Source organism: Clostridium sp. CM037, assembly GCF_055081095.1.
In genome coordinates, this window is the sequence record NZ_CM143650.1 from 1,200,985 (window position 1) to 1,217,577 (window position 16,593).

15 protein-coding genes are annotated in these 16,593 nt (G+C 31.3%); 12 read left to right on the forward strand and 3 right to left on the reverse strand.

Annotated elements, in window-relative coordinates; translation table 11 throughout:
* Nucleotides 1-610: 610 nt before the first annotated feature.
* Together ACWJKP_RS05655 and ACWJKP_RS05660 are read left to right on the forward strand one after the other, a co-directional pair.
* Entirely contained in the window at nucleotides 611-1,027 is a 417-nt protein-coding gene (locus ACWJKP_RS05655; RefSeq protein ID WP_165414641.1) for a hypothetical protein, read from the forward strand.
* Between the two features lie 163 nt (nucleotides 1,028-1,190).
* The gene (locus ACWJKP_RS05660) at nucleotides 1,191-2,624 is read left to right on the forward strand and encodes an IS1182 family transposase (protein WP_462961441.1); all 1,434 of its coding nucleotides are present in this window, start codon (nucleotides 1,191-1,193) and stop codon (nucleotides 2,622-2,624) included.
* A 136-nt stretch (nucleotides 2,625-2,760) separates the two neighbouring features.
* Here ACWJKP_RS05660 and ACWJKP_RS05665 read toward each other — a convergent pair whose 3' ends face one another.
* Both ACWJKP_RS05665 and ACWJKP_RS05670 read right to left on the reverse strand, forming a co-directional pair.
* Nucleotides 2,761-3,006: an AbrB/MazE/SpoVT family DNA-binding domain-containing protein gene (locus tag ACWJKP_RS05665; protein ID WP_071614011.1), complete on the reverse strand. Its 246-nt coding sequence runs from the start codon at nucleotides 3,004-3,006 to the stop codon at nucleotides 2,761-2,763.
* A gap of 296 nt (nucleotides 3,007-3,302) precedes the next feature.
* Nucleotides 3,303-3,794 (reverse strand): YajQ family cyclic di-GMP-binding protein, encoded by a 492-nt coding sequence (locus ACWJKP_RS05670; RefSeq protein WP_165414514.1) that lies wholly within the window; start codon nucleotides 3,792-3,794, stop codon nucleotides 3,303-3,305.
* A 330-nt stretch (nucleotides 3,795-4,124) separates the two neighbouring features.
* On the opposite strand from ACWJKP_RS05670, the gene recQ reads away from it, so the two are divergent.
* From recQ to ACWJKP_RS05685, 3 genes are all read left to right on the forward strand, one after another.
* Complete coding sequence (gene recQ / locus ACWJKP_RS05675) at nucleotides 4,125-6,296, forward strand: DNA helicase RecQ (RefSeq protein ID WP_462961442.1); 2,172 nt, start codon at nucleotides 4,125-4,127, stop codon at nucleotides 6,294-6,296.
* Between the two features lie 15 nt (nucleotides 6,297-6,311).
* A complete protein-coding gene (locus ACWJKP_RS05680) occupies nucleotides 6,312-7,538 on the forward strand; it encodes a DEAD/DEAH box helicase (RefSeq protein ID WP_165414516.1) in 1,227 nt (408 codons plus the stop codon).
* Nucleotides 7,539-7,643: 105 nt separating this feature from the next.
* A complete protein-coding gene (locus ACWJKP_RS05685) occupies nucleotides 7,644-9,260 on the forward strand; it encodes an ABC-F family ATP-binding cassette domain-containing protein (RefSeq protein WP_165414517.1) in 1,617 nt (538 codons plus the stop codon).
* Between the two features lie 51 nt (nucleotides 9,261-9,311).
* On the opposite strand, the gene ACWJKP_RS05690 is transcribed toward ACWJKP_RS05685, so the two are convergent.
* A complete protein-coding gene (locus tag ACWJKP_RS05690) occupies nucleotides 9,312-9,539 on the reverse strand; it encodes a ground-like protein (RefSeq protein ID WP_165414518.1) in 228 nt (75 codons plus the stop codon).
* Nucleotides 9,540-10,061: 522 nt separating this feature from the next.
* Here ACWJKP_RS05690 and ACWJKP_RS05695 point away from each other — a divergent pair.
* The 7 genes from ACWJKP_RS05695 (at nucleotide 10,062) to ACWJKP_RS05725 (ending at nucleotide 16,424) form a co-directional block, all read left to right on the forward strand.
* On the forward strand, nucleotides 10,062-10,466 hold the full coding sequence (locus ACWJKP_RS05695; RefSeq protein WP_165414519.1) for a DUF6465 family protein: 405 nt from the start codon (nucleotides 10,062-10,064) through the stop codon (nucleotides 10,464-10,466).
* A gap of 34 nt (nucleotides 10,467-10,500) precedes the next feature.
* Complete coding sequence (locus ACWJKP_RS05700; protein WP_165414520.1) at nucleotides 10,501-11,577, forward strand: M24 family metallopeptidase; 1,077 nt, start codon at nucleotides 10,501-10,503, stop codon at nucleotides 11,575-11,577.
* A gap of 228 nt (nucleotides 11,578-11,805) precedes the next feature.
* Nucleotides 11,806-13,218, forward strand: coding sequence for a glycoside hydrolase family 1 protein (locus ACWJKP_RS05705; protein WP_165414521.1), 1,413 nt, complete (start codon nucleotides 11,806-11,808; stop codon nucleotides 13,216-13,218).
* Nucleotides 13,219-13,252: 34 nt separating this feature from the next.
* Nucleotides 13,253-14,086: a deoxyribonuclease IV gene (locus ACWJKP_RS05710; RefSeq protein WP_165414522.1), complete on the forward strand. Its 834-nt coding sequence runs from the start codon at nucleotides 13,253-13,255 to the stop codon at nucleotides 14,084-14,086.
* A 143-nt stretch (nucleotides 14,087-14,229) separates the two neighbouring features.
* Nucleotides 14,230-14,922: an iron-sulfur cluster assembly scaffold protein gene (locus ACWJKP_RS05715; RefSeq protein ID WP_165414523.1), complete on the forward strand. Its 693-nt coding sequence runs from the start codon at nucleotides 14,230-14,232 to the stop codon at nucleotides 14,920-14,922.
* A 22-nt stretch (nucleotides 14,923-14,944) separates the two neighbouring features.
* Nucleotides 14,945-15,946, forward strand: coding sequence for a GGGtGRT protein (locus tag ACWJKP_RS05720; protein WP_165414524.1), 1,002 nt, complete (start codon nucleotides 14,945-14,947; stop codon nucleotides 15,944-15,946).
* A gap of 256 nt (nucleotides 15,947-16,202) precedes the next feature.
* Complete coding sequence (locus ACWJKP_RS05725; RefSeq protein ID WP_165414525.1) at nucleotides 16,203-16,424, forward strand: hypothetical protein; 222 nt, start codon at nucleotides 16,203-16,205, stop codon at nucleotides 16,422-16,424.
* The last annotated feature ends 169 nt before the right edge of the window (nucleotides 16,425-16,593 follow it).

Below are 16,593 nucleotides of genomic sequence, written 5' to 3' on the forward strand. Positions count from 1 at the left end.
TAATTTAATAATAACCGCTACAGATACATCTACATAAAATATTTTCCTTTTTATAGTTGGGGGTATTTAATTTTAAAGGGATTATATCAAAATAAGTTTCCTATATAAACGGTATATTTCGACTTATTTCTTACTCTAAGATTAACATGTATTACACATATAGTCAATGGGATTTTTAAAAGTTTAATATAAACTGATTAAAAATGAAAATAGATAAATATATTCGACAAAATATAATAAAAGTTACATTTTCATTTAGTGATTTATCAGTGATGTTATAACATTTTTGTAAAATTTAATTCTAACTAGTTTTATATTTTACTTATATCGTATTCTCTCTATAGGTTAGTTAGCTATATAGGTTGACGATTTCCCATACTATTAATTAAATAAGTAATAGTAACAGGAGCTTAAAAGGTTTTTGGGGGTATTTTTTACAGAAAATTAATAATAATATAGCATTTATAGTGCTAGAATATAATATAAGAATAACATTGCTGAAAGTGCTAAATTAAAATTATTATATTTAGTTTACTGCTTACACATGTTAAAGTAGATAACAATTAATAATTGTTATCTACTTCAGAAAATGATAGGGGGAATAGTATAAATGTTTGTTAAATCTTCTAGAGAAGTTTATGGCTGGGATAGATTTTCAACAGCAACCTTATTGATAGGAATATTTTTGTTAGTAGCTAGGTATTCATGGATTTTAGGAACAGCACTTATTATATATTCAATTTGGAGATGTAGGTCAACTAATGTACATGGGAGAAATAATGAAAAATTTGTTTTTGAAAATATAGAAAGACATTTTTATCGTAAAATCAATAATTTAAAACAAAATATTAAACTAATTAATATTAAAATTAAAAATTATAGACCTATAGAGAGATTAAAGGAAAAAAAGAAGTATATAATAACTAGCTGTCCTAAATGTGAACAAAAATTAAGATTACCAAGAGGAAAAGGTAAAATTATTATAACTTGCTCAAAGTGCTGTAGCGAGTTTAGGTTGAAGACATAAAAAAAGATATCCTTTTAAAGGATATCTCAGACCGTTGACAAACATAAAATGTAAAACACTCTAATTTAAAATTGGAGTGTTTTTTTCATATTCAAAAAGGATTTTAGGACATCAATGTCGAATATATATAGTATACAAACTTTATAATTCGGAGGGCATTATTATGATTAATGAAAAAAACTTCACACAACAAAAACTAGAAATGGTGTATTTAGAAGATTTAGTTCCTAAAGACCATATTTTGAGAAATATAGATAAATACATGGATTTCTCTTTTATAAGAGAACTGACTAAAAAATATTACTGCTTAGATAATGGAAGACCTGGCGTAGATCCCATTCTACTTTTTAAAATGCTGTTTATTGGGTACTTATTTGGAATAAAATCTGAACGACAACTTGTAAAGGAAATTGAAGTAAATGTGGCTTATAGATGGTTCCTAGGGCTAAGTCTTACTGATACTATTCCAGATCATTCAACAATTAGCCAAAATAGACGTAGACGATTTAAAGGAACAGATGTGTTTCAAAAAATATTTGACGAAGTAGTATTTAAGGCTATAAATCTTAAGATGGTAACCGGTAAAATACTTTACACAGATTCTACACACCTAAAAGCAAATGCTAATAAGCGAAAGCTTGTGAAAATTGAAGTTGAAAAAACGCCGAAAGAATATGTAGCTGAACTTAATAAAGCAGTGGAAGAAGATAGAATAAACCATGGTAAAAAACCTTTAAAAGAAAAAGAACCTGTTACCAAAATAAAAGAAACTAAAGTTAGCACAACCGACCCCGACAGTGGATATATGATGAGAGATGGCAAGCCGGAAGGCTTCTCATATTTAGATCACAGAACTGTCGATAGCAGACATAATATAATTACTGATGTGTATGTTACTGATGTGTATGTTACTCCTGGAAACATAAATGATGTTGATCCTTATATCGATAGATTAGATGTGCAAATAAAAAAGTTTAATTTTAATACAAAATATGTTGGTGCAGATGCTGGTTATGCTACAAATCTTATATGTAAAAAACTATATGAGAGGGAATTAAAATCTGTAATGGGATACCGTAGGTCTCCACATACAAAAGGAATGTACACAAAAAATAAATTCCAATATGTTAAAGAGCAGGACATTTACGTATGCCCTGACTTAAGGGCTTTACATTATAAAACAACAACAAGAGAAGGATATAAAGAATATGTTGGTAATGCAAAATATTGCGACATATGTCCAAACAGAGCTCAATGCTTTTCTGCAAAAAGCAAGTTTAAAACTATTAGAAGACATGTTTGGGAAACGTATAAAGAAGATGTTGTAAAGTTCACCAGAACAGATAAAGGCAGAAATATATATAGAAGAAGAAAAGAAACTATAGAGCGAAGCTTCGCAGATTCAAAACAACTGCATGGGCTTCGCTATTGCCATATGCGTGGATTAGAAAATGTGCAAGAGCAGTGTCTGCTTACAGCAGCAGTGCAGAATATGAAAAAGATAGCTAGCCTGCTATCTTTACTGTTTTTTGATTTTCTAACTAAGAAGATAGTTGTTATTTTAAATTTATCCATAACTCAAAATGCTATCGCATAATTGCATGTAAAAAGCCCAGTATAATAAAAAAATTATACTGGGTTTGTAAACAACCTGAGATATCCTTTTAAAGGATATCTTTTTTTTATTGTTAGGCTTATATGCCCTATTTTATTTAATAAAAAATTATCTTGAATTATTTACCTGAACCTAACTCAGCAAGACAGTCTTTACAAATATTTTTACCTTTGTAGTTTACAACGTCTCTTGCATTTTGACAGAAAATACAAGCTGGTTCATATTTTTTAAGAATAATTTGATCACCATCTACATAGATTTCTAAAGCGTCCTTGATATCTATATCCAAAGTTCTTCTCAATTCTATAGGAATAACAATTCTTCCAAGTTCGTCCACTTTTCTTACAATACCTGTTGATTTCATTTAATTTCCTCCTCAAACATCTTTCGACTTATTTATAATTAAATTGTAGCAAAAATAACATAAAACGTCAATAGGTTTATGAAAATATTTAAGAAAAATAATAAAAATTAACAAACTTTTACGTATTATGCAAAAAAAATATAATGGTCTGTCATTTTAAACATTATTATAATATCTTATACAATATACATAAAATTTTAATAATTACAATATTCATAATAGATTGTAATTGGTGTAAATCATGATAGTAAATAAAAAAAGGTTAGTACAGTGGGTACTAACCTTTAAAAATGTAACTATCTATAATTAGTGAATTGTAGGGGAATATCAAAATCTTTCGATTTTATTAAAGCCATTACTTGCTGTAGATCGTCAAGGTCCTTACCGGTAACCCTTAGCTGATTATCCATAATTTGAGCTTGAACTTTAATTTTGCTGGATTTAATTTCAGCAATTATTTTTTTCGATTTTTCAGTAGAAATACCTTTTACAATTTTGGCTGTTTGCCTTGCAGAACCTAATGTAGCAGGTTCTTGTTTACCTAGATCTAATGCTTTTCCAGATATACCTCTTTTAATTAACTTACTTACAAGAACGTCTATAACTGATTTTAATTTAAAATCATCATCAGATATTATTTTAATATCTTCTTTTCCTAGGTTAATTTCAGTAATAGTATTTCTAAAATCATATCTTTGTTTAACTTCTTTCAATGCTTGGTTTATTGCATTGTCTACTTCTTGCATATCGACATCTGATACTATGTCAAACGAATGTGCAGTTGCCATAATTAAAAACCTCCTATATATTTTTATGTTAATTAATAGAATCTTATTAATTAATAGTAGATTAATAATTTGAAAATGTCCAGTAGTTAATGAGTAAGAATTATAAAAACTATAAACTTGATAGCGATTTGTTTATTTATTTATGAAATGTTATTAAATCATGAAAATCAAATGTTTGATATGTTTTAAATATCATAAAGTTGACGAAAATAGATAATAATACATGTTTTGATTAAAACAAATACAAAGTTCGTCGCCATAAAGGTACAAATTTTTTAAAATAATGTTATACTATTGTAAGAAATTATTACGTATGAGAGGAAGAAATATATGTTGCGTGAAGCACAAGAAAAATTAAAAAAGTATTATGGATATGATAATTTTAGAAAAGGACAAGAAAATGTAATAGAGAGTATAATAAGCGGAAAAGATACCTTTGCTGTAATGCCTACTGGTGCAGGGAAATCGGTGTGTTACCAGATACCTGCTCTAATGCTAAAAGGAGTAACACTCGTAATATCACCACTTATATCGCTTATGAAGGATCAAGTAGATACATTGAATAGTATAGGGATAGCTGCAACATATATAAATAGCTCATTAAGTATTAATGAAGTTAATGAAAGAATTGATAAGGTAGCGCTTGGGGAGTTTAAGCTTCTTTATGTTGCCCCAGAAAGGTTAGAATCAGACTTCTTCTGCAATATGTTAAATAGATTAACAATATCGCTTTTAGCAGTGGATGAAGCTCATTGTGTATCTCAATGGGGACATGATTTTAGAACCAGTTATGCAGCAATTTCTAGTTTGATAGAAAAATTACAAGAAAGACCAATTATAGCGGCATTTACAGCTACTGCAACAGAGGAAGTAAGGTTAGACGTTATAAAGTTATTAAAATTAAGAGAGCCGGATGTTTATGTAACTGGTTTTAATAGAGAAAATTTGAGCTTTACTGTTATTCGTGGAGAAAACAAAAGAGATTTTGTATTAGAATACATTCGAGACAATAAAGACCAGGTAGGGATAATATACACTTCTACAAGGAAGGAAACGAATAATCTCTATGAGCTTTTGAATAAAAAGGGATATAGTGTTGGAAGATACCATGCGGGGCTAGGAGATGAGGAGCGAAAACTAAACCAAGAAAAATTTTTATATGACGATATCAACATTATTATAGCTACAAATGCTTTTGGAATGGGAATAGATAAATCAAATGTTCGATATGTAATTCATTATAATTTGCCAAAGAGTATGGAATCTTATTATCAAGAAGCGGGACGTGGAGGCAGAGATGGAGAGCCTAGCGAATGTATACTGTTATTTTCTGCAGCAGATGTGTTACTTCAAAAATTTTTTATAGAACAAAGTGTCGTATCACCTCAAAGGAAGGTAAATGAATATAAGAAACTTCAAGCTATGGTGGATTATTCACATACTTCAAGATGTTTACGACAGTTTATTTTGGAATATTTTGGCGAAGAAAATGTTCAAGATAAATGTGACAATTGCAGTACATGCAATGATGAAAGTGAACTGGTAGATATAACTATAGAGGCACAAAAAATATTTTCTTGCATCTTTAGGATGAAGGAGAGGTATGGTACTTCATTAATTGCAGAAGTGCTTCGTGGCTCAAAGAATAAAAAAGTTTTGGAACTTGGATTTGATAAGTTATCTACCTATGGGATAATAAAGCAATATACTGTTAAAGAGATAAGAGACCTCATAAATGTGCTTACGGCAGAAGAATATCTTTCGCTTGCAGATGGTCAATTTCCAGTGGTTCATTTAAAAGATAAAGCAGTGGCAGTACTTAAAAATGAAGAAAAAGTGTATCAAAAGGTTGAGAAAAAGAAAGCTAAGGTAGCTCGCGATACTGGTTTGTTTGAAATATTGAGGTCCCTTCGAAAAGAAATTTCAGAGCGGGAAAAAGTTCCACCTTATATTGTGTTTGCAGATAGCGCGTTAAGGGAGATGAGCGAATATTTCCCAGTAAATAATAAAGAAATGCTAAACATTAAAGGGGTAGGAGAATCTAAGCTTAAGAAGTATGGTGAGGAATTCATTCAGGTTATAAAAAAATATATGCAGGAAAACAATATAGAACTAAAGGCAGAAATACTATATAATGAAAATGATGAGAAGGTTCAAACTGAATGTGCGGTAGAAAAAGCTTGCGAAAATGAAGGAAAGATCCCTAGCTATGTTATTACTTATAATATGTATAAAGAGGGTAAAAGCATAGAGGACATAATTTACGAGAGAAAATTAAAAAGCCTCACAGTACAAGAACATATATTTAAATGTGCTTATGAGGGTTTTGATGTTAATTTAGATGATTTTATTCCAAAACATCATGAAGCGCTTATTATTGAAGTTATAGAAAAAATTGGAGCTTCAAAGCTTAGACCTATCAAAGAAGCATTACCAGAAGAAATAGATTATTTAGCTATAAAAGCAACAATATTTAAATATGCTAACAATAAGATTTCTTAGAAAAAAGGAGAAAATATGAATAAATTATTTAATGAACTAGGATTACAAGAAAACCTTATAGAAGGTTTGATTAAACAGGGGATACAGAGCCCTACAGAAATTCAAGTAAAGGCTATACCAATTGGACTTGAGGGCAAGGATATTATAGGAGAATCAGAAACAGGTTCAGGTAAAACACTGGCTTACTTATTACCTATATTTCAAAAAATAGACACAACATCAAAGGATATTCAAGCGATTGTACTTGCACCTACTCATGAACTTGCAATGCAAATACATAAGCAAATAGAATTGCTATCAGAGAACTCAAATATCAACATCAAATCAACTACCATAATAGGTAATGTTAACATCAAAAGACAGCTAGAAGCTCTTAAGGAAAAGCCACATATAATAGTTGGATCCGCAGGAAGAATTTTAGAACTTATAACTATGAAGAAACTAAAATCACACTTCGTTAAGACTATAGTAATAGATGAAGGCGATAGAATGATAGATGAAGATAACATAGATGGGGTAAAGGCCATAATAAAAACTACGCTTAGGGATAGACAAATTATGATATTTTCAGCTACGATTTCGCTTAAAGTTGTTGAGATTGCTAAAACTTTGATGAAGGATCCAGAAGTAATTAAAGTGGGTGATAAAAGTCAGGTAAATCCTAATATAGAGCACATGTATTTCGTAGTGGAAAAGAGAGAGAAACTGGTTCTACTCAGAAAACTCATAAGTGCTACTAAACCTGAAAAAGCAATAATATTTATAAACAAAAGTGATGAGGTAGAAATTACAACTTCAAAGCTTGGTTATCACGGATTAAAGGTTGAGGGTATTCATGGAAGCTCTGATAAACTTAATAGAAAAAAAGCTATTGAGGATTTCAATGCAGGAAAAATTCAACTATTAGTTGCTTCTGATTTAGCAGCTAGAGGCCTTGATATAGTAGGAGTGTCACATATATTTAATCTTGATATACCAGAGAATCCTAAGGATTATTTACACAGGGTAGGTAGAACGGCAAGAATGGGTGAACATGGTTTTGCATTATCTATAACAGAAGAGAGAGAACTTGATCTAATTAAAAACTATGAAAAAGATTTTAATATAGAAATTATGCCTAAAGATATTCGTATGGGAACAATTATTGATTTACAAAACACACCTAAAGCAAAGTCAATAGAACATAAATTTAGATCTGATAGCAAAGCATCAAACACTAATAAGTCTAATAAAACTAGATAAGAAAGAAATAAATTACATTGGCCTAGTTTCTTTCCGTATGGTATAATGAGTCAGTAGTTTTGACTAGAATGAAATTACTTAATGTATGGAGGTATTTATAAAGATATGATTAGTACAAATAACGTAAGTTTAAGATATGGTGCACGTAAATTATTTGATAATGTTAATATAAAATTTACTCCAGGTAATTGTTATGGATTAATTGGTGCTAATGGTGCCGGTAAATCAACGTTTCTTAATATATTATCAGGTCAAATTGAACCTAATACAGGAGAAGTTAATATTACAGCAGGAGAAAGATTAGCATTCTTAAAGCAAGATCATTTTGAATTTGATGAATATGAAGTTGTCAAAACTGTAATGATGGGACATGTAAGATTGTTTGAAATAATGAATGAAAAAGATGATTTATATGCAAAACCAGATTTTACTGATGAGGACGGAATTAGAGCGTCAGTACTAGAAGGCGAATTTGCAGAACTTAATGGATGGGAAGCTGAATCAGAAGCTTCAACTCTATTGATGGGACTTGGAATAACTGAAGACCTTCAAAACAAAACAATGAAGGAATTAACAGGATCAGAAAAGGTTAAGGTACTCCTTGCTCAAACACTATTTGGAAAACCAGACATTCTATTACTAGATGAGCCTACAAACAATTTAGATGTAAAATCTAAAAATTGGCTTGAAAGTTTCCTACTGAATTTTGATAGTACTGTTATAGTTGTTTCCCATGATAGACATTTTTTAAATAAAATATGTACTCATGTTGCAGATATAGACTTTAGCAAAATTCAATTATTTGTTGGAAACTATGATTTTTGGTATGAATCTAGTCAGTTGGCTCTTCAAATGGCTAAAGATCAAAATAAGAAAAAAGAAGAAAAAATTGTTGAATTACAAAACTTTATTGCTAGATTTAGTTCTAATGCATCTAAAGCAAAACAGGCTACTTCTCGTAAAAAGCAATTAGATAAATTGACTTTAGATGATATAAAACCATCTTCTCGTAAATATCCATTTGTTGGATTTAAGCCAGAAAGAGAAGCGGGAAATGATTTATTGACAGTTAAAAATCTAAGTAAAACTGTGGATGGAGAAATACTTCTTGATAATGTTTCTTTTATAGTTAACAAGGGAGATAAGATTGCTTTTACAGGTGCAGATGAAATAGCTAAAACTACATTATTTAAGATAGTAATGGGTGAAATGGAGCCGGATAGTGGTGAGGTTAAGTGGGGAATTACTACTTCTAAGGCTTACTTACCAAAGGATAACACGGAATATTTTAATGGCGTAGATTGCACCTTAGTTGATTGGCTTCGCCAATATTCAGATGAAAAGGCTGAAAGCTTTATTAGAGGCTTTTTAGGCAGAATGCTTTTCTCTGGAGAAGAGGCCCTTAAAAAAGCCAGCGTATTGTCCGGTGGAGAAAAGGTTAGATGCATGCTTTCTAAAATGATGCTTAGTAATGCTAATGTATTAATTTTTGATGAGCCCACTAATCATTTAGACCTAGAGTCTATTACGGCGTTAAACAATGGGTTAACTAGCTATACTGGAACAATGTTACTTACATCTCATGACTCCCAACTAGTTGCAACAGTTGCAACTAGAATAATAGAAATTACACCTAAGGGAATAATGGATAAACAAATGACTTATGATGAATTTATAGAAAATAATGAAGTTCAAAAAGAACTAGAACTTATGTACAAATAAAAAAGAAGCACTTCTAATAATATTATTAGGAGTGCTTCTTTTTTTATTAAATTAACAACCAAAGCCACCAAAGCCGCCGAAGCCGCCACGGCCACCAATACCACCACAGCCTAATAGTAAAAGAATTATCAAGATACTGCCATTTCCGCAGCCAAAGCCACTTCCAAAGCCACTTCCAAAGTTATTATCACAGCAGCAAGCAGGTTTACAACAACTAACAGGCTTACAACAACTAACAGGTTCACAGCAACAACAACAATCTTTATGTCTATGACTCATATAAATAACCTCCTTATTTTTAATAAGTAAAAGTTTAAAAATCAACGTAGGTAGCTAAATTAGCAACTTAAGAAGAAATTTTACACTTAAACTTAAGTAATGAAGTTGCTTTGGTGTTAATGCCACCATAAATAGGTGATGGACTGCTTTTGAAAGGTCGTTAAATGAATGAAGTTGTAGCTGTACTTTAATATATTCCGCATTTTATTAAGTGTGAATATAAATTGTAGTAAATCTTTAAAATAAAAATTTGACGAATCCTTTAATTTTCTCATAAAATATTCAGAGGACTTATTTATCATACAGAAGTAATGTCATTCCATACTCATAGTATAATTATGTATATAATAACAAAAAATAGAATTTAATTGCGATTTATGATATAATAAAGTACATTATTAATATTAAGTTATAAATATCTTATATGCGTCACTGACAGTCACCTAAAAAAAGGGTTTTTCCTAAAAATATAGAATATAAGTATTAAGGATAAAAATTGTTTTAAAATGGGAGGTACATGACATGATAAAAGAGAATACGTTAACTTCGGCTAAAGAAGCTGGTGGATCAACAGCAGAAGAGGCAATAACAATAGTTTCTGATGTTACAAAAGAAAATGTTGATAAGACTATTAATGCGGTGAAGGATATTGCTAAAAATGTTAAATCAAAAGCTAGAAGGGCAACTACTGCTACAAAAAAAACAGCTAAAAAAACAATAGCTAAGAGAATTGATGTTGGATTCTATGTTCAATATAAGGGAAAAGAGGTTTCCAAAAAAACAATACTAGAAAAAGTTTATGAAGAATGGGTAAAATCTCACAAAATTACAGAACTTAAAACCTTAGATGTATATATAAAGGTTGAAGAAGATATAGCCTATTGCTTGGTAAATGGTGAAATTAAGATTAACTTGAAATTATCCTAACATAATTCAATAATATTTTAGGAGGGGATTTTTAATGTTAAAAGAAAGACTTAATAAGGTTCTAAAGATCATGGCGCTAAAGAAAACACCTCAAATGATAGTTTCTGACCCAGCGGCTATATTCTATCTTACGGGGAAGTGGATTTTATCAGGAGAAAGAATGCTTGTACTCTATATTAACTTAGATGGACATAACAAATTGTTTATAAATGAGTTATTCCCTATAAGTGAAGATTTAGGGGTAGAAAAGATATGGTTTAACGATACTCAGAGTCCAGTAGAAATTCTTGCAAGAAACATTGATAAAGATAAGCCTATGGGAATAGATAAAAATTGGCCAGCTCATTTCTTAATAAAATTAATGAAGCTTAAAGGTGGAAGTACATTTGTTAATGGATCTGAAATTCTTGACAGAGTAAGAATGTGTAAGGACGAAGGTGAAAAAGATCTAATGAGGGCAGCTTCAAAATTAAATGATACCGCTGTGGATAAAATGATAAAGCTTATCCCTAAAAAATATTCAGAAAAGAAAATGGGAAAGTTGCTTGGTGATATATGGGAAGAAATGGGTACTGAAGGGCATTCATTTGATCCGATTATAGGTTATGGGGCAAATGCTGCTGATCCTCATCATGAATTGGATGGATCAATGGTTAAAGAAGGGGACAGCGTAGTTATTGATATCGGATGTAAGATGAATTCATACTGCTCAGACATGACTAGAACTGTTTTCTATAAAAGTGTATCAGATCATAGTAGAGAAGTTTATAATATTGTTAAAGAAGCAAATAAAAGGGGAATTGAAAAAGTTAAAGCAGGCGTTAGATTTTGTGATATTGATGCTGCAGCTAGAGACTATATCTCGGAGAAAGGATATGGAAAATATTTTACTCATAGATTAGGGCATTCAATAGGAATAGAAGTTCATGATTTCGGTGATGTTTCCTCTGCTAATACTGATAAAGTTCAGCCAGGACAAATTTTCTCCATTGAGCCAGGTATTTATCTTCCGGGTGACGTGGGTGTTCGTATAGAGGATTTAGTAATAGTTACGAAAGAAGGTTGCGAGGTATTAAACCATTATACAAAGGACTTAATTATTGTAGAATAGTATAAAAGTGCTAAATAATATAAAAGAGCTTTGATAAATTAAAATTTTATCGAAGCTCTTTTATATTATTTCGAGGGTATAAATAATTTTCATTGTTATATATAATGTATAAGGTGTGGGTAAACTAATGTAAGAAGATATCCACAAAATTGAATTTAGTAAATAACAACAAAGTAAATGGATATAACTTGTAAGATAAATTTTAAAATTTAAAAGGAGCGATTTAAAATGGCGAAGAGCTTTCCAAAAGGATTTCTATGGGGCGGAGCAGTAGCAGCTAACCAATGTGAAGGTGCGTACAATGAAGATGGCAAAGGGTTATCAACACAAGATATTGCACCAAAAGGTATAATTGGGAAAGTTACAGAAGAACCAACAGAAGATAACATGAAATTAGTAGGTATTGATTTTTATCATAGATATAAAGAAGATATTAAACTGTTTGCACAAATGGGGTTTAAAACATTTAGAACATCAATTGCATGGTCTAGAATATTTCCAAATGGGGATGATGAAATGCCAAATGAGAAGGGATTACAATTTTATGATAATTTATTTGATGAATGTTTAAAATATGGAATTGAGCCACTTGTAACAATTTCACATTATGAGACCCCTCTTGCTCTTTCTAAGAACTATGATGGTTGGGTAAATCGTGCGTTAGTAGGATTTTTTGAGAACTATATAAGAATAATTTTTGCTAGATATAAAAATAAGGTGAAATATTGGCTTACTTTTAACGAAATTAATTCAGTATTAAATGCACCATATATGAGCGGTGGTATATTTACGGATAAAGAAAAATTAACGAAGCAAGATTTATATCAGGCGATTCATCATGAATTAGTAGCAAGTGCAATGGCAGTTAAGATTGGGCATGAAATGATACCAGGAGCGAAATTTGGATGTATGATTCTTGGTGTACCCAATTATCCATTAACGCCTCATCCAAGCGATGTAATTGAAGCAATGAAACAGGATAGAGAAAATTTATATTTCGCAGATGTTCACGCAAGGGGAGCATATCCTAAATATATGGATAGATACTTTAAAGATAACAATATTAAAATACATATGGAGCCAGGAGACACTGAGGTACTTAAAAATACAGTGGATTTTATCTCATTTAGCTATTATATGAGTTCTTGTGCAACAGCAGACCCTAAAAAGAGAGAAATGGGAACAGGAAACATTATTTCAGGTGTACATAACCCATATCTTGAAGCTTCAGATTGGGGGTGGCAGATAGATCCACAAGGATTACGTTACATACTTAATCTTTTTTATGACCGTTATCAAAAACCTTTATTCATTGTTGAAAATGGGTTAGGTGCTATTGATAAATTAATAATTGATGAAAATGGAAATAAAACAGTAATTGACGATTACAGAATTAAGTATTTAAATGATCATTTGGTTCAAGTAGCGGAGGCAATCGACGACGGAGTCGATATAATGGGGTATACTTCATGGGGATGTATTGATCTTGTCAGCGCAACAACTGCAGAACTCAGAAAGCGTTATGGATTTATCTATGTTGATCGTAATGATGATGGAACAGGTACATTAGAAAGATATAAGAAAAAAAGCTTTGATTGGTATAAAGAAGTAATTTCAACAAATGGAAAAAGTTTAATATAAAATAAGAATATAATTTTTTATTGGAGGGATAATCATGTTAAATATAGGTTGTCATTTATCAGTATCAAAAGGGTATAAAGCCATGGGGAAAGATGCTCTTAGCATAGGGGCAAATACATTTCAGTTTTTTACTCGTAATCCTAGAGGTAGTAAAGCAAAAGAAATTGATCCGAGTGATGTAGAAGCTTTATTAGAAATATTAAAAGAAAATAAATTTGCGACAATCTTAGCGCATGCGCCATACACACTTAATGCTTGTTCTGCTGATGAAAAAACAAGAGAATTTGCAGTGATGATTATGGAAGATGATTTATCTAGAATGGAATACTTCCCGAATAGTTTTTATAACTTCCATCCGGGTAGCCATATAAAACAGGGTGTTGAGAAGGGAATAGAATATATTATAAATATGCTTAACACTATATTGAAACCAGATCAAACCACCACGGTACTTCTTGAAACAATGGCTGGTAAAGGAACAGAAGTAGGCAGAACGTTTGAAGAATTAAAACAAATTCTTGATGGTATTACTCTTTCAGGCAAAATGGGTGTATGTCTTGATACTTGCCATATATATGATGCTGGTTATGATATCGTTAATGATTTAGATGGCGTAATAGACGAATTTGATAGAATTATTGGACTTGATAAGCTTTATGCAATTCACTTAAATGATAGTAAAAATCCATTTGAAAGTCATAAAGACAGACATGAAAAAATTGGAGAAGGTTCAATTGGAATAGAAGCGATTAGTAGAATTATTAATCACCCTAAGTTACGTCACTTACCATTCTATTTAGAAACACCAAATGAATTAGCTGGTCATGCGCAGGAAATTAAGATATTAAGAGAAGCATATAAAAACTAATAAAATACTATTGATAAGTTAGGTTTTATTTGTTAAAATAGAATCGAAGACATATTTCGATTATTGACCCAGTGGGACATTTTAATTCCCACTGATTATAAAGCGTATTAAATTACCATATACATATGGAAGGAGATAATATTATGATTTATACAACAGAAGTTTCAGAAATGATGTGTGTTGCTAAAGGACCTAATCATGGTTCAGCACCAATTCCTGAAGAAGGAAAATGGGTACAAAGTAAAGAAATTAAAGATATCTCAGGTTTAACACACGGAATTGGTTGGTGTGCTCCTCAACAAGGTGCCTGTAAGCTTACATTAAACGTAAAAGAGGGAATAATACAAGAAGCATTAGTTGAGGTAATAGGATGCTCAGGTAGTACTCACTCAGCTGCAATGGCTTCAGAAATACTTCCAGGAAAAACTATTTTAGAAGCGTTAAACACAGATTTAGTTTGTGATGCAATAAACACAGCTATGAGAGAGTTGTTCCTTCAAATAGTATACGGAAGAACTCAAACTGCATTCTCAGAAGGTGGACTACCTGTAGGCGCTGGACTTGAGGATTTAGGTAAAGGTCTTAGAAGTCAAGTAGGAACAATGTACGGATCACTTGCTAAGGGACCAAGATACTTAGAAATGGCTGAGGGTTATGTATCTAATATTGCTCTTGATAAAAATAACGAAATAATAGGTTATAAATTTGTTCAACTTGGAAAAATGATGGAAATGATAAAAAAAGGTATGGATGCTAATGAAGCTATGGAAAAAGCTACTGGAACTTATGGTAGATTTGCAGAAGCAACAACAGTAATCGACCCAAGAAATAAATAATATAAAAAGGAGGAATAATTAAATGGCTTTATTTGAAAGTTATGAAAGAAGAATAGATCAAATATTATCCGTATTAAAGAAACACGGAATAAATTCACTAGAAGAAGCAAGAACAATATGCGAAGAAAAAGGTATTGATACTTTTGAAATAATAAAAGGAATTCAACCTATAGCATTTGAAAATGCTTGTTGGGCATATGCAGTTGGAGCAGCTATTGCAATTAAAAATGGATGCACTAAGGCAGCAGATGCTGCAGTATATATAGGAGAAGGACTTCAATCATTTTGTATACCAGGTTCTGTTGCAGATGACAGAAAGGTTGGAGTTGGACATGGTAACTTAGCAGCTATGCTTTTACGCGAAGAAACTAAATGTTTCGCATTTTTAGCTGGACATGAATCATTTGCTGCTGCTGAAGGCGCAATTGGCCTTGCAAGAGCTGCAAACAAAGTAAGAAAAGTGCCTTTGGAAGTAATATTAAACGGTCTTGGAAAAGATGCTGCTTATATAATTTCAAGAATTAATGGTTTTACTTATGTTCAAACTAAATTTGATTACTATACTAGTAAATTAACAGTAGTTAAAGAAACAGCTTATTCTGATGGAGAAAGAGCTAAAGTAAGATGTTACGGAGCAGATGATGTACGTGAAGGCGTTGCAATATTGCATTCTGAGGGAGTAGACGTTTCAATTACAGGAAATTCTACAAACCCAACAAGATTCCAACATCCAGTTGCTGGTACTTATAAGAAAGAATGCCAAGAACAAGGCAAGAAATATTTCTCAGTAGCATCAGGTGGTGGTACTGGAAGAACTCTTCACCCAGATAATATGGGAGCAGGTCCTGCTTCATACGGAATGACTGATACTATGGGAAGAATGCATTCAGATGCACAATTTGCAGGTTCTTCATCAGTACCAGCTCATGTTGAAATGATGGGACTTATCGGAATGGGTAACAACCCTATGGTTGGAGCTTCAGTTGCAGTTGCGGTTGCAGTTGAAGAAGCAATGAGTAAATAAGATTTAAAAAAATCAGATAGGTACAAGCTTCGCATTTAGTCATAATCGACTAAATGTGGGGCTTTTATTTTCGTCTATATCTAATCTACTAAATCATTAATTTCATGCCTTAAAGCATGAATAGTTTTATTATAATTTTGCATGAATACATTAATAATAAGTTAAAAATTGTATGCGGTAGTATAAGTTAATGGGGGATATTTAACAATCGCATAAAAATGCAGATTTAAAAAATATAAGAAAGTAGGGATAAAGTATGACTATTGATATAATAAAGTTGGATTCGTATTTGAAAAAATGGCAAGCTATTTTGAGACTTCGTGATTGGGACATACTTTCAAGAATGGTAGATATTGGATGGAGAAAATCTGGAGATATAAAAATAGATTCAAGCAATAAAATGGCCGTAGTGTCTAGTGGTGGAGAAAAACCTTCTACGAATAGATTGAAAGAAATGATAGAAGCAGAAATTGGTTAGTAACGAATAATATTCTTAGTATAGTCGGAAAACAATAATTAACAATTTCCATATTTAGGTATTAAAAGTGCTTATTTGAATGAAAAGTTATATTTGAATTAATTACGGACATGACAAAAAGACTTTTTTATACACTATTTTAAAAAAGCCGTAGGCTGGTTATTGAATT

What these genes read in the sequence shown, in the direction of transcription:
- ACWJKP_RS05665 (WP_071614011.1), bottom strand. Translation starts at nt 3,006, where the DNA reads ATGAAATCAACAGGTATTGTAAGAAAAGTGGACGAACTTGGAAGAATT.
- ACWJKP_RS05690 (WP_165414518.1), bottom strand. Translation starts at nt 9,539, where the DNA reads ATGAGTCATAGACATAAAGATTGTTGTTGTTGCTGTGAACCTGTTAGT.
- ACWJKP_RS05680 (WP_165414516.1), top strand. Translation starts at nt 6,312, where the DNA reads ATGAATAAATTATTTAATGAACTAGGATTACAAGAAAACCTTATAGAA.
- ACWJKP_RS05710 (WP_165414522.1), top strand. Translation starts at nt 13,253, where the DNA reads ATGTTAAATATAGGTTGTCATTTATCAGTATCAAAAGGGTATAAAGCC.
- ACWJKP_RS05700 (WP_165414520.1), top strand. Translation starts at nt 10,501, where the DNA reads ATGTTAAAAGAAAGACTTAATAAGGTTCTAAAGATCATGGCGCTAAAG.
- ACWJKP_RS05660 (WP_462961441.1), top strand. Translation starts at nt 1,191, where the DNA reads ATGATTAATGAAAAAAACTTCACACAACAAAAACTAGAAATGGTGTAT.
- ACWJKP_RS05685 (WP_165414517.1), top strand. Translation starts at nt 7,644, where the DNA reads ATGATTAGTACAAATAACGTAAGTTTAAGATATGGTGCACGTAAATTA.
- ACWJKP_RS05715 (WP_165414523.1), top strand. Translation starts at nt 14,230, where the DNA reads ATGATTTATACAACAGAAGTTTCAGAAATGATGTGTGTTGCTAAAGGA.
- ACWJKP_RS05670 (WP_165414514.1), bottom strand. Translation starts at nt 3,794, where the DNA reads ATGGCAACTGCACATTCGTTTGACATAGTATCAGATGTCGATATGCAA.
- ACWJKP_RS05655 (WP_165414641.1), top strand. Translation starts at nt 611, where the DNA reads ATGTTTGTTAAATCTTCTAGAGAAGTTTATGGCTGGGATAGATTTTCA.
- ACWJKP_RS05705 (WP_165414521.1), top strand. Translation starts at nt 11,806, where the DNA reads ATGGCGAAGAGCTTTCCAAAAGGATTTCTATGGGGCGGAGCAGTAGCA.
- ACWJKP_RS05695 (WP_165414519.1), top strand. Translation starts at nt 10,062, where the DNA reads ATGATAAAAGAGAATACGTTAACTTCGGCTAAAGAAGCTGGTGGATCA.
- recQ (WP_462961442.1), top strand. Translation starts at nt 4,125, where the DNA reads ATGTTGCGTGAAGCACAAGAAAAATTAAAAAAGTATTATGGATATGAT.
- ACWJKP_RS05725 (WP_165414525.1), top strand. Translation starts at nt 16,203, where the DNA reads ATGACTATTGATATAATAAAGTTGGATTCGTATTTGAAAAAATGGCAA.
- ACWJKP_RS05720 (WP_165414524.1), top strand. Translation starts at nt 14,945, where the DNA reads ATGGCTTTATTTGAAAGTTATGAAAGAAGAATAGATCAAATATTATCC.